The sequence below is a fragment of the Candidatus Thermoplasmatota archaeon genome, assembly GCA_018814355.1.
Taxonomy (GTDB): Archaea; Thermoplasmatota; Thermoplasmata; order UBA10834; family UBA10834; genus COMBO-56-21.
The window spans coordinates 20,615-36,652 of record JAHIZT010000053.1; the positions used below are offsets into that span (position 1 = coordinate 20,615).

Here is a 16,038-nt window from a genome sequence, read left to right on the forward strand (position 1 = left end):
CGTTCTCCTACATACTATTCCAGCGCGAATCCGCCGTGCTTCTTCAGATGAGGAATCAAACCGCCGTCCTCAAGCAATACTTGCATCGTCCTCGGAATAGGAGACGTTCTGGCGGTCTGCCCCGTGCGTACGTTGATGACTTCTCCCTTGTCGAAGTCCACCATTATCTCATCGCCCTCGGCTATCCAGCCAGTATCACATTCAATCAAGGGAAGGCCCACGTTGAACGAGCTCCTGTAGAATATGCGCGCGTACGACCCCGCAATCACCGCTGCAACTCCGGCGGCCTTCAGAGCACGCGGTGCCTGTTCCCTGCTTGAGCCGCACCCGAAGTTCCTGCCCGCGACCACAAAGTCGCCCTTCGTGACCTTTGAGAAGAACTCAGGATCGATATCCTCCATAACGTGCTTCGCAAGCTCGTTCATGTCATCGATCTTGAACTTGTACCTTCCTGAGATGATGTAATCCGTGTTGATGTCGTCGTTGGGGACGAACCTGTGCGCTTTCCCAGTCAATTTCATCGCATCGCCCTCTCAGATCTCCCTCGGATCGGTGATCTCGCCCTTGATGGCCGAGGCAGCCACGGTCTCCGGCGAGGCCAAGTATATCCCCACATCCTTGTTGTTCCCCATGCGTCCCTTGAAGTTCCTGTTGGCGGTCGAAATGACATTCTCGCCATCAGATGGAATCCCCGCATGAGTTCCCACGCAAGGACCGCAGCCAGGCGTGACAATTGCTGCGCCAGCCTTCAGAAGCTGAGATATGATCCCACGATCCATCGCGCTGAGGAGTATGCTCCTTGACGCCGGGGCAACGATCATCCTCACACCTGTTCTTATCTGATGACCTTTCAATACTCTGGCAGCTGCCTCGAGGTCGCTGATTCGTCCGTTGGTGCAGGTCCCAAGGAAGGCCTGTTGAATCGCTATGCCTCTGAGATCAGAGGCATCTACGACTTTGTCCACGGAGTGAGGCTTCGCCACTTTTGGGACGAGGTCGGATGCATCGAACTCAAAAACCTTCTCGTAAGTGGCGCCGTCGTCACTCGAGACAGCATTATCGGCCCGAAGACCGCGTTGGGAGAGCCATTCCGCGGTCTTCGAGTCGAATCCAAAGGGACAGAACTTGGCCCCCATCTCGACGGCCATGTTTGCTATCGTGAATCTTCCATCCATGATGAGCGAATCGATCGCTTCTCCTGAGAACTCGACGGACCTGTATGTCGCCCCATCGGCAGTCAGAGAGCCAATGACCTTGAGCGCGAGGTCCTTCGCTCCTATGCGGTCCGCAAATCCTCCGGCGACCTTGATGGAGAAGCTCTCAGGGACCTTGAACCACAGCTTGCCTGTGAAAGCCGCAGCAGCCACATCCGCCGAGCCGAGTCCTGTCGAGCACGCGTTCAGAGCGCCGTATGTGCATGTGTGGGAATCTGCTCCGATTGCGAGGTCCCCTGGCAACACATAACCGCCCTCAGGCACGACTTGGTGGCAGACGCCGTCCCCCACATCGTGGATTGGGATGGACCTTGTCCGTGCGAAATCCCTGATCTTGAAGTGTATCTTGGCGACTTCGACCGATGGGCACGGAGAGTTGTGGTCGATCACAACCGCCATGCCTCGCTTGGTCTTGGGAGCCGAGAAGCCCAGGCTCTCGAGCTCCCTGATCATCATGGTGGATGTGCCGTCCTGGGACATGCAGAAGTCGACCGAGGCGACCACAATGTCCCCGGCTCTGCACTCAGCTCCTGAGTGCACAGACAACACCTTCTCTGCAATCGTTTGATCCATCCGTCAACTCCTCTTGAAGCCATGACCTACGTTGGAATCCGTCGTTGCGACATTCCTTCCAGACGCCGCCTGGAAGATCGCCATGAACTCATCGTCCGTCAGGTTCCTCTTTTTTGTCTCCCCGATGCGGCAGACCTCCAGCCTCATAGTCTCCATTGCGTCAGGAGAAGCGGAGAGTCCCAGCTGGTCTAGCTTGTGCTTTATCGAGGCCTTCCCAGAGTGCTTACCAAGAACGATCTTCCTCGTGATCCCTAGCATGCCCGGGTCGAACGCCTCGTAAAGGCTCGGGTTCTTCAGTATGCCGTCGACATGGATGCCCGATTTGTGGGTGAACATGTTCTCCCCCACGATAGGGTGGTTGAGTGGAATGCCCAAGCCGGATGCCTTCTCAACATGTTTGCACAGCGGGAGTATGTGCTCTGCGTTGTACTTCTCGATCCCGTAGTGGCTGTGGAGATTCATCACGAACACTTCGAGGGATACGTTTCCCGCCCTCTCGCCGAGACCATTTACCGTGGTCGAGACCCAGAGCTTCCTGTCCTTGAACTCGGCTGCAGCCTCGCATGCTGCGAGTGCGTTCGCAATCGCCAGGCCGAAGTCGTTGTGCGCGTGAAACTCTACGTCGATGTCGACCGACGACATCACCGAGCGTATCAACCTCTTTGACTTCGCGGGCGTGAGGACTCCCACCGTGTCACAAATCCTGAACCTGTCCCCGCCGGCCTTCTTTCCAACGGATGCGAACTCGATCAGGTAGTCTATCGATGTGCGCGTGGCGTCGCCTGCGTTGAAGCAGACATAGACACCTTTGCCTTTCGCGAAGCTCACGCAATCTGCGAGCTTCTCAAGCTGTTGTGCGCGTGTGATCTTGAGCTTCTGCTCGAGGGCCATGTCAGAGGTGTCCGTGGATATGGAGACAGCGTCCACTCCGTGCGCGATGGAATCTGCAACATCGGCCTTGACCATCCTGTTCCATCCCATGATCGACATCCTGCTAGTGATTTCATTCAATAGTTCAGCAGTCTTCCTGTCGCTGTCGTTGTAGGTCGCAAACGTCTCGAGCTGCTCGATCCCCATCTGCTCAAGCTTCCTAGCGATCTCCAGCTTCTCATCCATCGTGAACGAGATGCCAGGCATCTGCTCGCCATCACGGCAAGTCGTGTCAACAATGCAGATATCGCCGAGAATCGGATTGCGGGCCTCAGCATGAGCTGGGAAGATAGACCCTGCTGCTCCTTCGTCCACGCACGATCGAACGCCTTTCTCACATCCACTCTTAGTGCTCATCAACAACACCACCTACAACCGCATCGGTCAACCCGACTTTCCTAGGCATCGGCCAGGTTGCTACCACGGTTCCCTATGCCCGAGATTCTGCAGGCCTCTCGAGCATGAACTGCGAAGAGGAGATCGAGACGAACAAGAAGCGACTTTCAGAACAAATCCGGTTGCTTCTCGGAACGATGCCACGGGTTCTCCCTGCCTGTATGAGGGAGATGAGGAAGTAGTATTATTACCATTGTGTCCATTATTGGACGCTGAATTGACTACTTGTCGTATACTTGACTTTCTTCTTGGTCAATTGCCCAATAATATCTTCAATATTGAGTCAAATGACTCCGACGATGGGGCAGGATAGCATGCAAAATCGGCAGTTGGCAAGCCCTCCAGACATCTCGTACTACTGGCCTGGTGGAAAACCTCTTTCGAAAACCTAGTGTCTCGCGAAGGCGCTCTTCCCTAGATATCTCGCCTTGCCGCCGAGGTCCTCCTCGATCCTGAGGAGGCGGTTGTACTTGGCGGTCCGCTCCCCTCTCGACGGTGCACCGGTCTTGATCTGACCCGCGTTCGTGGCCACGCTGATGTCGCTGATCGATGTGTCCTCCGTTTCCCCTGACCTGTGCGACACGACGCAGTTGTAGTGCGACTTCGAAGCGAGCTTCATAGTGTCGAGCGTCTCGGTGAGGGACCCGATCTGATTGACCTTGATCAGTATCGCGTTTGCCACGCCCAGCTTGATGCCTTCGGCAAGGATTCTCCAGTTGGTGACGAACAAGTCATCTCCGACGAGCTGTATCTTCTTGCCTAGCCTGGAAGTGATGCCTTTCCAGCCGGCCCAATCTTCCTCGGACATTGCGTCTTCAAGGGAGGCGATGGGAAAATCCTTGCACAGATCCGCGTAGAGGTCCACCATCTCATCAGGTGTCAGCTCCTCCATCGACCCTTTCCTGAATACGTACCTCGAGCCATCGTAGAACTCGCTCGCGGCGGGGTCCATTGACAGAAACACATCCTTGCCAGCCTTGAGTCCAGCATCCTCGGCGGCTTCTACGATAAGCTCCAGCGCTTGCCTGTTGGAGCCGAGCTTCGGCGCAAAGCCCCCCTCGTCCCCCACGGCGGTGCTCAGGCCCAGCTTCTTGAGTCTGGCCTTCAGGGAATGGAACACCTCTGCCCCCTGCCTGAGAGATTCCCTGAAGCTCTTGCCGCACGGGACTACCATGAACTCCTGAAAATCGAGGTTGTTATCGGCGTGCGCCCCGCCGTTGAGGATGTTCATCATGGGCACTGGTAGGACGCGGGCATTGGCTCCGCCTAGGTATTCATACAATGGAACTCCAGCATCCAGAGCCGCGGCATGCGCGACTGCAAGCGAGGTGCCTAGAATGGCGTTGGCACCGAGCTTCGACTTATCTTCAGTGCCGTCCAGCTTGAGCATCGCGAGGTCGATAGACTTCTGGTCCGATGGGGGCATGCCGACGATTTTCGGAGCGATCTTCCTGTTAACGTTCGCAATCGCCTTCTGTACCCCTTTGCCGAAGTACCTGCGCATGTCGCCGTCCCTGAGCTCGACGCATTCCTTCGAGCCGGTCGAAGCGCCGGAGGGCACTGACGCCCGTCCGATCTTGCCGTTGCTCAGGACAACGTCGACCTCGATAGTAGGGTTCCCCCTCGAATCGAGGATCTCCCTTGCCTTGACCGCCTTGATCTCGGCCATCGTATCGATGCACTGAAAGGCGCGTGAGGATAAAGCAATTGCTGGGTCACTTCCGACAGCCCGTCGAAAGGTTTTATACGCTGGCCAGGTTCTGTGAAGGGCGCATGAACGTGTTCGCTCCTCTCGACAAGAGGCTGCAGGAGCTTCTTGAGAGACGAGGAATAAAGGAACCAACTGAGCCGCAGAGCAAGGCGATTCCCGCAATCCTGTCGGGCCATCATGTGCTTCTCGTTGCACCTACGGGCATCGGCAAGACAGAGGCGGCCATGCTGCCAATACTGCAGATGCTCGCAAACTCGACGAGAGGAGGCATCAGGTGCATCTATGTCACGCCTCTGCGCGCGCTGAACAGGGATTTGCTCAGGCGCCTCAAGGAGTTCGGGGAGGCCGTCGAGCTCAAGGTCGCGGTGAGGCACGGCGACACGCCCCAATCGGAACGAGTGGCACAGTCGAAGAGCCCGCCCGACATACTCATTACCACGCCGGAGACGCTGCAGATCATGTTCACTGGCAGGATACTAAGACAGCATCTCGCAAGCGTCAAGCATGTTGTCATCGACGAGATACACGAGCTCGCTGAGGACGAACGGGGGGCGCAACTCGCGATAGCGCTCGAGAGGCTCGTTCGAGTCTCAGGCGAGTTCCAGAGAATCGGTCTCTCGGCAACGGTCGGATCAATAGACGAGGTCTCCAAATACCTGGCAGGGGTCGGAAGGACGATTTCCACGCTAACGGTCTCCGCCGTCAAGGACATGCGGATCGGGGTAGAGAGCCCAGCCGAAGACGATCAAGACAAACACCTGGCGAACAAGCTTCAGACCGACCTGAAGCACATTGCGTGCATGAAGCGGTGCAAGGAGCTGATTGAGGAGCACCGATCGACCCTGTTCTTCGTGAACACCAGGGACTCCGCGGAGGCTCTGGGCATCAGGTATCATCTCTGGGACGAGGACTTCAAGGTCGGAGTCCACCACGGCTCCCTATCCAAGGAGATCAGGATCCAAATGGAGGACGAGTTCAAATCGGAGAAGTTGAAGGCGCTCATCTGCACTTCATCTCTCGAGCTTGGCATCGATGTGGGCTCGGCTGACTTCGCGATTCAGTTCAACTCCCCCAGACAGGTAACGAGGCTGATCCAGCGGATCGGAAGGTCAGGACACAGGATAGGCGAGATCTCGCTGGGCAAGATCGTCGCGACGGAGCCTGGTGAGATCGCCGAGAGCCTCGTCATCGCGCGCAGGGCGATGATCGAGGAGCTGGAGAAGTTCAGTATCAGAGAGAATCCGCTCAGCGTCCTCGCGAACCAGCTCGTGGCTATGACGCTGACAGAGCCGAGGGTGGACAAGGAGTTGGCATACACGACGGTCAAGAGGGCCTACCCTTTCAGGAGTCTGCTGAAGAAGGACTTCGACGACGTCGTTTCGCTGCTTGGCGAACTGCATGTTCTCTGGAACGATGAGACTGGCTTTCGCAAGAAGACCACTGGCATGAAGCACTTCTACGACAACATCTCAATGATCCCGGACGAGAGGACATACAAGATCAGAGACGTCTCTTCTAGAAGCATCATAGGCACGCTCGACGAGAGCTTCGTCGCAACCTATGCAGAACCATACTCAACCTTCGTGACGAGGGGGAGGACCTGGCGCGTCGTGGAAGTGGCCGAGGACGAGGTCGTAGTCGAGCAGGTAAGGGAGTTGGCTGCAACGCCATCCTGGGTCGGCGAGGAGATCCCGGTCCCATACGAGGTCGCCCAGGAGGTCGGGGCTATGAGGCGGTTTCTGGAGCTCGACATGTACCCAGGAGACGAGAACGCGAAGAAGGAACTCCTGACCTGGATCAGAGGCCAGGGGGACCATGTTCTCCCGACGGACAAGCTTGTGACCGTCGAGCAAGGGGACGGAGTCATAGTCATCAACTGCTGCTTCGGGAGCAAAGTGAACGAGACCATTGCGAAACTGGTAGCAGGTCTCTTGACCGCCAGGTTCGGGGAAAGCATCGGCGTCCAAGCAGACGTCTATGCGATCGTGCTCGAGACTCCGAGAGGGGTCAGGGCATCAGACGTCGTCAGGATCCTCAAGGAGAGCGATGGCTCGTCCTTGGGCCAGCTCATGCGGCTCTTGGTCAGGAACTCGTCGTACCTGAGGTGGCAGTTCGTACATGTTGCCAAGAAATTCGGAGCGGTGGCCAAGGGCGCGGACTACAAGATGCTGAACCTATCCAAGTTGGTCGATGTGTTCGAGCGCAGTCCCATCTTCGAGGAGTCGGTCGCCAAGACACTCTGGGAGAACATGGACATCGAGACTACCTCGGCTGTTCTGAAACGCATCCAGGACGGCAGCATCGAGCTGAGGACAGGCCCTCTCTCGCCGATGGGAAAGGCGGCCATCGGGACCAGGAGAGAGCTGATGCGGCCCCAGAGGGCGGACAAGGCAGTGCTCAACGCCCTCAGGGAACGACTGCTCAAGGAGGATGTGGTGATGGTCTGCATGAACTGCAGGACGCAGAAGAGGTCGACCGTCGCACATCTTCCTGAGAGGATCAAGTGTGCCAAATGCGGCGGGGTGCTTATGGCCGCACTACAGCCATATGTCAAGTCTCATTTCGCCATCCTGAAGAAGGGAGCGTCGAACGAGGACCAGCGAAAGGAGCTGAAGCGAATCTACAAGAACGCCAACCTTGTGATGGCGCACGGGAAGAAGGCCGTTATTGCGCTCGTGGGGAGAGGCGTAGGACCGGACACGGCAGCTAGGCTTCTGGCGAGGTATCAGACCGAGGAAGACGAGTTCCTGAGAGACATCCTCTCTGCAGAGATCATGTACGCCCGCACAAAGAGATTCTGGGACTAGCTGCGTCTTCCTCTGAAGTCCAGGCCGACCACATAGAGCTCCGAGCTCGTCGCCCTGGAAGCCTTCGGATGGTGCACATGCACCTCATCGAACTGTTTCTTGACGAGCTTCACGAACGCAGGACTCATGTCCCCGTAGAACATCTTCACAACGAAGTTGCCCCCCTCCCTTAGGACCTTCATCGCGAACTTGAGCGCGTGCTCGCACAGCTCCACCGAACAAGCGTGGTCATAGGGGTAGTTCCCACTGATGTCCGGTGCCATGTCCGAGATCACCACATCCGCCCCGTCTGGGATGACCTCGAGCAGCCGAGCAACGATCTCGTCCTTTCTGATGTCCCCCCTGATGAACGCGACGCCCTCGATAGGCGTCATCCGGTCGATGTCCATTGCGATGACCTTCGATTCCGGCCCCGCGAGCTCCTTGGCCACCTGGGACCACCCGCCCGGGGAAGCGCCCAGGTCGACAATCGTATCCCCGGTCCTGATAAGATCGAACCTGAAATCGATCTGCTGCAGCTTGTAGGAGGACCTGCTCCTGTAGTGCTCCCGCTTTGCCTTTCTGTAGTATTTGTCCCTTCTGCGCTGGACCTGCCACTGTTTGCTCACGACCTCCGTGAAGCCTCTACCTGAAGATATGGTTTTCCCGTGTCAGGACGAAAAAGGTTTAGACTGAAGACGCAATCGCCCAGAAGCAGCGGGAGACACGCATGCCCAAGAGGATGACTTACGCCCAAGCCGGCGTCGACATTGACAAGAAATCCAGAAGCATCTCAGCTCTGGTCGAGCATCTGAAATTCAAGAGGGAGGGGCTCGGAGCCCCGATCGATCTGCCAGGCCATTTCACTGGCCTCATAGACTTCGGGGACTATGCCCTGACGCTTTGCACGGATGGCGTGGGGACGAAGCTACTGGTGGCAGACGCAATGCGCAAATGGGACACGATCGGCATCGACTGCATCGCAATGAACGTCAACGACACCATCTGCGTGGGCTCTGAACCGATAGGGTTCGTGGATTACATAGCGATCGAGAGGCCTGACAGGAAGGTCACTTCCGAGGTGGGCAAGGGGCTGGAGCGCGGAGCCGAGATGTCGAACATGACCATCGTTGGCGGAGAGATCGCTGTCCTTCCGGAGCTCGTGAAGGGGTTCGACCTGGCAGGCACTTGCCTCGGGATGGTCAAGAAGGACGAAATCATCACAGGAGACGCAATCAAACCAGGCGATGCGTTGATCGGATTGCCGAGCTCGGGGATTCATTCCAACGGCCTGACCCTGGCGAGGAGGATATTCGAGAGCAACCATATCGGATACAAAGAGAATGTGAAGGGGCTCAAGAGATCCGTCGGAATGGAACTCCTGGAGCCCACGACGATCTATGTGAGACAGGTCCTGAAGCTGATCGACAGGTTCGACGTCGAAGGCATGGCGAACATAACCGGCGGAGGCCTTAGGAATCTGATTCGGCTCAAGAAGGGCATCGGATTCGAGATCGAGGACCCCATGAGACCGAACCCGATATTCGATGTGATGCAGGAGCTCGGCAACGTCGCAGACAGTGAGATGTACCAGACATTCAACATGGGCATGGGTTACTGCATGGTCGTGCGTGAAAGGGAATCCTCAGATGTTGTCAAGGCTGCAGGCAAGGGAGCGAAGGTCGTCGGACATGCAGTCCGGTCGAACAGAGTTACTGTTCCTGGCCTCGGCCTCAAGTACTCCAAGTACTGAGGTTGGGGTCAAGAGCTGAGCACTAGTCCTTCTTCAGCGTCCCGATCAGAGGATATCTCTCGACCACGCTCTCGTCGTGGGGCGCGTCGTCCATGGCGGATGTCAGATCCCGACCTGAGTTGTGAAGGTCCTGGTGGAACCCGCCCGTCCATGAATCGCTCCGGGATACGTCGTACACATTGCCGTTCACCGCGACAAGTATCGGTGCTCCGTTCTGACCGTTGGCCTTAGCTAGCTCGTCCCTTGTGTATTCACGCATCGCTACATCATCCTCTTGGGTGGAAGGACTCTTCACTTCTTCAGGGCGCTAAGGAACTCGTCGATTGGCAATGCAGACAACGTCATCGTCTCGAGCGTGCCCCTTGAGCCCAGCTCGACCATGACCTTCGCAATGGTCTTGTTGTCCGGAGCCTCCAGTATGTTCAGGAAATCGTACTTACCCAGCAACGCGTACTGATGGAGCACTTTCGCCCCCATCTTCCCAATCTCCGCATTGACTTCCTTCAATCGGTCAGGCTTCTCCTTGAGAGTCTTCCTCCCCTCGTCCGTGAGTCTGGACAATACCACATACAAGCTCATGCGATTCCTCCAGAACAAATGCAGGGCAGGCCCTTGGTTTAGTCTTTTCGGGGTCCCTGTCAGGGTGCGGCATCTCCGGGGGTCACTCGGCCATAAGGGAGCCGACCACTGCACCGAGAGCTGTGCAGGTCTCGAGCGACAATCCGCGATTTGTCACATCGAGATGCTTCTGGCTAAGAACGAAAATCTCCTTCGGCAAACCGTGCGGGCCGAGGCCGAACAGTAGTAGGATCGATCTTCCTGACTTGAAGAGCGCTCTGGTGTCGGCTGTAGAGACCGCTCTGTCCTTAGCTGGCTTCCTCGTGGTGATGACGACCTCTCCGAGTTGCGGCGGGAAACCTTTCTTCGGGAAACCGAACGCGGAGAATCTCCCCTTTTGGGCGAGTTCGATCAGGTACTTGCCACTCTCGCCTATGCTCGTCGTGGTCGAGACCCAGTTCGCGATCTCGACGGGCGTGGATAACTCTTTGTCGTACGGAAAGCCGAAGGTCGCAAGGTTGCAGTCGAATGCCAGCGCGAGCGGCCCGGCTCTCGCCAGCGCTCTTCTGTGGGATTCGTGGAACTTGACCGGGTCGTAGGAATTGAAGAGACCGATCGTGACCCTACCAGGCATGGAACTCTCGGTGGTGCAACAGCGTCGATGCTCTTAGAACTCTGCCTAATCGGGAGCTTTCCTCACCCTGCCACAGATAGCGTACTGGTCGCCGTCGAAGAATACTTCCATGTCGGGGTTCTTGTTCTGTAGCTCCTTGATCTTCTCGAGTACCTCGCGCAGACTCAGCTCAGTGTTGTCCTTGTTAATCTTCACGAGCACTCGTTTTTCCATCTTCAATCCCTGTATGTGCCAGACGCAAGATACCAATTCTTATTGAACCACTGAATATAAATACGTTTACACAAGGTCGGATTCATTGGCAGTACGCGCGCCCACGCGTCAATGACCCGCGTGCGAGGACTGACCTGCCGAGTATGTTCCCTTGGGCCCGAAAACAGGGTTGACCTTGTGCGCAGAGGCTTCGAGGGCCTTCCTCCTTGCATCGGGAGGCACCTTCCCGAGCTGCCGGATCTTCTTGTCGAAGTTGTCGATGTGTTTCGGGAGCACTTTGTAGATCGGCAGAAGCATGGGCACGAATGTCACCCTGTCCTTGCCTATCCCCAGGGCGTCCAGTTCCGACGCGAGTCCCTTCAATCTCTCTTCAACGATGTGGGCGATCTCACCGCCCTCCTCGTCCGATAGGATGACGCCGTCGGCTCCGTAGGCGAACGCTCGGAGGATCTCCCGCCTGCCCATCCTCGCAGCAGATGGGACCCTCATCATCCTGATCGAGGGCGGATACTCCAGTCTTGCAGTGCCTGCGCTGTCAGCCGCGACATAAGCCAGAGTGTCGCCAAAGAATCCGACTATCCTCAGATCTGGCGATGCCGCATCAAGCAGGCCGCTCATCTCAGAATCCACCTGTGAATCGGTGTAATGGGCAAGCTCGAACACGCGCTCGGGGCATTCGGAGACGCATGCCCCGCAACCTATGCAGGCGAACGTATCGACTCTTGGTACCTCGTCGACCTGGATCGCCTTCGCCGGACAGATCGCCTCGCATGCTTTCCACTTCGTGCACTTCATCCCGTCCGCGACAATCGCCTTCACTGGGTCAACGAGCATCTTACCTGTGCCCAGGAACTCGACCACCTGTCCAGCAGTGCTCCTGCCATCTATGACGCTATCCCTCACATCCTTAGGCCCGAGGACAACACCGGCAGCGAATATTCCGGATCTATGGGTGGATACCGGGTCCAGCTTCGGATGCTTCTCAGACACGAACCCGTCCTCACCCAATGGCACCTTCATGAGCTTTGCCAGCTCGGCGGTCCCCTTGGAGGGCATCATCGCGGTGCAGAGCACTACCATGTCGAACTCATTCTCGATGATCTCGCCGAGGGTGACATCCTCGGCCCTCACCATGATTCCGTTCGTGCCTTTCTGTATGTCCGAAACCTTGCCGTGGATGTACTTGACTCCGTAATCCTCCATCGACCTAACATAGAACTCCTCAAAGCCCCGACCGGCCGCCCTGATATCAATATAATACACGTAGACCTGCATGTAAGGGAAGGTCTTCCTGAGTATCACCGACTGCTTGATCGCGTAGTTGCAGCAGATCTTGCTGCAGTACGGCATGCCGACCTTCCGCGTTCTCGAACCCGCACAGAGGACGTACGCCACCTTCTTGACCCTGTTGCCGTCCGCTTTCCTTTTCAGGACCATGCCAGCGCCGCACTCGTTGATCATCAATCGCTCCATCTGAGTCGCAGTGATGACATCAGGCAGGGACGTGTCATACTCGTGGAGCTTCTTGACATCGAACATGTCGAAGCCTGTGGCGACGATCGCTGCTCCGACCTCGAACTCCTGGAACTGTTCCTTCTCCTCTAGGTCGATCGCGTGCACAGAGCAGACCTTGACGCACACACCGCACTTATTACACTTATCGAAATCCACAACGTACGATGCGGGCACCGCCTGTGGGAACGGCTTGTATATCGCCTTTCTCTCGTAGAGGCACTCCTCGAACTCGTTTAGGGTCTTAGCGGGACAAACCTTCTCGCACTTGGCGCATCCAATGCACTTCTTCGGGTCGACCCCCTTCGGGCCTATTCTGACCTTGACCTTGTAGCTACCCGGTGTTCCCGAGAACTCAACAACCTCCGTCCCAGTGTACAGTACGATATTCGGGTGAGTCCCTGCATCCACCATTCGTGGGCTCAGGATGCACGTGGCGCAGTCGAGCGTCGGGAAGGTCTTGCTAAGCTGGGCCATCCGGCCGCCGATGCTGGAGCTCTTCTCAACGAGATAGACCCTGTACCCCGAGTTTGCCAGCTGGAGCGAGGCAGATATTCCTGCGATCCCGCCCCCGATGACGAGCACCTCCTTGGACATCGTCATCTCCTTCGGGAAGAGGGATTCGAGCCGAGCGGCTCTGAGAACGCCGCCCTTGACCAGGTCCTTTGCTTTCTTCGTGCCCTCGTTCTTGTCCTTGTGGACCCAGGAGCACTGCTCCCTGATGTTCACCATCTCTAGATTGTAGGGGTTGATACCGGCATCCTCGAGGGTCTTCCTGAAGGTCTTCTCGTGCATCTTGGGAGAACATGACGCTACGACGATCTTCGTCAGGCCATTCTTCTTGATGTCCTCGACGATCTGGTTCTGTCCGGGCTCGGAGCATGTGTAGACGTTGTCTCGGCTGATGACTACACCCTCAAGACCTTGAGCGTATTCGGAGACGGCCTTGCAGTCGACGGTCCCTGCGATGTTGCTTCCGCAGTGGCATACGTAGACCCCGATCCGTTCGTCCTTCTCCTCCTTCTTCTTCCCTTCGACAGCCATATGCGTGATAGTGGAGAATGCTCAACAGGGTAATTGTTCCTTTGGGCGGACTCAGTCCTGACCACAGTAAGCGGATGCGGGTTCTGGTTTATGGGATATCAACCCGCGCTGGACCCTACTGCCCAGAGCCGATTCCCGTTTGGGTAACTATAAATATTTCAATCTGACTATTTAGACCAGGACGGGACGTTACGGACATGAGTATGTGTTTGAAGCACAATCTGCTTATCCAAGTCCTGTGCTCCCCCCATCGAATCTGACGGTCAAGGAGAGTTGATGCCAAACCCCGACGAGCCGGCCGAGAACTCCATTGCATGCCCCATATGCGGCTACCAGTCGCCAAAGGGTGCGACCAGGTGTGAACACTGCTACACTAGCCTACAGGCCGAAGAGAAGACAACGGGTGCTGGAGAGACCGAACCGGATCGCGGCCAGAACGAAGAGGGCCTTGAGGAACTCAGACTCGTTCCTGGAGTCGGCGAGGCGAAGGCCGAGACTCTGTATGAGGCTGGATACCGCTCGCTGAAGGACCTGCAGGAAGCTAGCGTCGACGAATTATCAGCAGTGAAGGGCATCAGCGAGAAGCAGGCCGCCAAGATAATCAGGGGTGCAAACAGTCTTACGAACCCAAGCGGGGCCTCCCCGCTGGCAAACTGGCTTTCGGGAGAGGACGAGGGACTCTCCGAATGGCTTTCGGGGGAAGAGAGGGTCCAACCGGAGGCGACGGCAATGAAAGCCGACGCCCCACGGGATAATTCTCTGGCGAAATGGTTGGCTGGGGAAGAGGAGGATGTGAACGTCTGGCTTGAAGAGACCAGGGCACCTGAACCCGCTCCACAGACCATCGGACCTAACGAGGTCCTTGCAAGAGAAGCTGAATTGATCCAGCTGCGCGAGACCATGCGAGAGAAGCTTAGCCAGTTCGAATCAGGGGACTTCGACGCGCAGGCGACCATCGAAGAGCTCGCCAAGGCCAAGGGTGACCTCGAGATAGAGAGGGGCAAGGCTAGGCAGCTCGAAGAGGAACTCGAAAACGTCAAGCGTGGGAGCATTGCGGTCATCAAGTTCATCAAGAACCAGCAGGGGTCTGAGATGGACCAGAGCACGCTCACTGACAAGCTGGCATCTGAGATGGCAAACCGGGAGAACCTCGAGCTCAAGATAATGCAGCTTGAAGAGGTCAATACGACCCTGAAGGAGGAAGTCGAGGCCGGGATTCAGGAGCTTCCTCCAGAGGCACAGGAGCTCAAGCGCAGGGAGACCGAGCTCGCGGAGATGAAGGCCCAGCTCGAAGCGATGAAGAAGCAGCTCCTGGCTAAGGAAGAGGCTCTGAGTCAGGGCATGCTGTCTGCACCCCCTGGGACTACGGTGATGATCGATGCAGGATCCGCGCAACGCGCAGAGGAGTCAGCCAGAAGGGAGCAGGAGCTGGCCGCGAGGATTCAGGAGATCGAGGGAAAGTTGGCCGAGGCGGATGTCCTGGTCAGACAGAAAGATGAGATGCTCAAGATCTCAGGCGGTTCTGCGAAGACCGTCGACAAGGAGGTCATGAGGAAGCTGGAAGACGCCCAGAGACTCGAGCGCACACTTGCGGTCAGGGATCAGGAGCTTCAGAGGGTAAGGGGGGATCTCAAGGTGAGCACGGAGGACCTCCAGAAACTCAAGGAGCCGATGAAGTACAAGGAAGAGGAGATGCTCAGGCGTGAGGAGGACCTCATGTTCCGCGAGCGGCTGCTCCAGGAGGAGCTGAAGAAGGTCACCCAGTCCAAGGCCGAGCTGACATCCCATGGCGAGATCGACCTTAAGAAACGCCTAGAAGTGCTCCAGGCAGAGGTCACGGCGAAGGAGGAGTCGATCAGGAACAAGGAGAAGTACCTGTCCGCCAAGGAGGAGGAGCTCAGGCTCAGGCAGCAGGGCGTGATATCCGACGAGATAGAAAAGCGCGAGCTGGACCGGATGCTCGAGGTCAAGCAGGAGAAGGTAAAGACGGGCACCGCCAGGCTCGACGACTTGCTGCTAGGTGGTATGCCGTTCGGTGCGAACGTGCTAGTCTACGGTCCTCCGTTCACTGGCAAGGAAGTGCTGCTCAACGTGTTCATCGCGGAGGGGCTCAAGAAGGGCATACCCGCGATCTGGATCCTGACAGAGAAGTCCCCAAAGGATGTTCGCGAGGAAATGACTTTCGTGGTCTCCGGATACGAAGAGTACGAGAAACTCGGGCTCGTGAGATATGTTGACGCGTATTCCAGGAGCATGGGAGATGACTCCCAGGACCCGTATGCAGAGTATGTTGAGTCTCCGACGGACTACGAATCAATCCAGAGAGCCGTGGAGACTGCCGCGAAACCGATGCGGGAGAAGCACCCGTATTATAGGGTCGGCTTCCGATCCATTTCCACGTTGATAGCGTACCTCGACCCTGGCACAGCGTTCAGGTTCCTGAGCCCTGTTGTAGGCAGGAGAAAGCGGGACAAGGCAGTTGCTATGTACACCATCGAAAAGGGCGTCCACGGTGAGCAGGAGATCCAGATGATAGGCTCACTGATGGATGGGATGATAGAGTTCAAGGTCGAGAACCTGAACACCTTCCTGGCGATCAGAGGCATCTGCGACGTTCAGTCGAGGTCTTTCATCAGATACTCCGCAACGAAGGTTGGCGTCACAATCGGTTCGTTCTCGCTGGACCACATCAGATAGATCGGTTGCAGCCAGCT

At 56.8% G+C, this 16,038-nt stretch carries 13 protein-coding genes; 3 read left to right on the forward strand and 10 right to left on the reverse strand.

Features of this window, described 5'->3' with window-relative positions; translation table 11 throughout:
- Window positions 1–14: 14 nt before the first annotated feature.
- The 4 genes from KJ653_03770 to eno form a co-directional block, all read right to left on the reverse strand.
- Window positions 15–521: a 3-isopropylmalate dehydratase gene (locus KJ653_03770; GenBank protein ID MBU0684950.1), complete on the reverse strand. Its 507-nt coding sequence runs from the start codon at window positions 519–521 to the stop codon at window positions 15–17.
- 12 nt (window positions 522–533) lie between these two features.
- A complete protein-coding gene (locus KJ653_03775; GenBank protein ID MBU0684951.1) occupies window positions 534–1,787 on the reverse strand; it encodes a 3-isopropylmalate dehydratase large subunit in 1,254 nt (417 codons plus the stop codon).
- A gap of 3 nt (window positions 1,788–1,790) precedes the next feature.
- On the reverse strand, window positions 1,791–3,074 hold the full coding sequence (gene aksA, locus KJ653_03780) for a homoaconitate hydratase (protein ID MBU0684952.1): 1,284 nt from the start codon (window positions 3,072–3,074) through the stop codon (window positions 1,791–1,793).
- Window positions 3,075–3,501: 427 nt separating this feature from the next.
- Complete coding sequence (gene eno, locus KJ653_03785) at window positions 3,502–4,782, reverse strand: phosphopyruvate hydratase (GenBank protein MBU0684953.1); 1,281 nt, start codon at window positions 4,780–4,782, stop codon at window positions 3,502–3,504.
- A 104-nt stretch (window positions 4,783–4,886) separates the two neighbouring features.
- On the opposite strand from eno, the gene KJ653_03790 reads away from it, so the two are divergent.
- On the forward strand, window positions 4,887–7,631 hold the full coding sequence (locus KJ653_03790) for a DEAD/DEAH box helicase (protein MBU0684954.1): 2,745 nt from the start codon (window positions 4,887–4,889) through the stop codon (window positions 7,629–7,631).
- Here the strand turns inward: KJ653_03790 and KJ653_03795 are convergent.
- Window positions 7,628–8,239: an RlmE family RNA methyltransferase gene (locus KJ653_03795; GenBank protein ID MBU0684955.1), complete on the reverse strand. Its 612-nt coding sequence runs from the start codon at window positions 8,237–8,239 to the stop codon at window positions 7,628–7,630. The two genes, KJ653_03790 and KJ653_03795, sit on opposite strands and share 4 nt — an antisense overlap.
- A gap of 101 nt (window positions 8,240–8,340) precedes the next feature.
- On the opposite strand from KJ653_03795, the gene purM reads away from it, so the two are divergent.
- Window positions 8,341–9,363, forward strand: coding sequence for a phosphoribosylformylglycinamidine cyclo-ligase (gene purM / locus KJ653_03800; protein ID MBU0684956.1), 1,023 nt, complete (start codon window positions 8,341–8,343; stop codon window positions 9,361–9,363).
- A 22-nt stretch (window positions 9,364–9,385) separates the two neighbouring features.
- Here the strand turns inward: purM and KJ653_03805 are convergent, their stop codons facing one another.
- The 5 genes from KJ653_03805 to KJ653_03825 all read right to left on the reverse strand — a co-directional run bounded on the left by KJ653_03805 (window position 9,386) and on the right by KJ653_03825 (window position 13,324).
- Window positions 9,386–9,622 carry a cytochrome B5 gene (locus tag KJ653_03805; protein ID MBU0684957.1) on the reverse strand — a complete coding sequence of 79 codons (237 nt, stop codon included), beginning with the start codon at window positions 9,620–9,622 and terminating at the stop codon, window positions 9,386–9,388.
- A 32-nt stretch (window positions 9,623–9,654) separates the two neighbouring features.
- Window positions 9,655–9,942: a GYD domain-containing protein gene (locus KJ653_03810; protein MBU0684958.1), complete on the reverse strand. Its 288-nt coding sequence runs from the start codon at window positions 9,940–9,942 to the stop codon at window positions 9,655–9,657.
- An 82-nt stretch (window positions 9,943–10,024) separates the two neighbouring features.
- Window positions 10,025–10,555, reverse strand: coding sequence for a DUF531 domain-containing protein (locus KJ653_03815; protein MBU0684959.1), 531 nt, complete (start codon window positions 10,553–10,555; stop codon window positions 10,025–10,027).
- A gap of 45 nt (window positions 10,556–10,600) precedes the next feature.
- Window positions 10,601–10,804, reverse strand: a complete 204-nt coding sequence (locus KJ653_03820; GenBank protein MBU0684960.1) for a hypothetical protein — start codon at window positions 10,802–10,804, stop codon at window positions 10,601–10,603.
- Between the two features lie 72 nt (window positions 10,805–10,876).
- Entirely contained in the window at window positions 10,877–13,324 is a 2,448-nt protein-coding gene (locus tag KJ653_03825) for a hydrogenase iron-sulfur subunit (GenBank protein MBU0684961.1), read from the reverse strand.
- A 276-nt stretch (window positions 13,325–13,600) separates the two neighbouring features.
- On the opposite strand from KJ653_03825, the gene KJ653_03830 reads away from it, so the two are divergent.
- Entirely contained in the window at window positions 13,601–16,021 is a 2,421-nt protein-coding gene (locus KJ653_03830) for a hypothetical protein (GenBank protein MBU0684962.1), read from the forward strand.
- The last annotated feature ends 17 nt before the right edge of the window (window positions 16,022–16,038 follow it).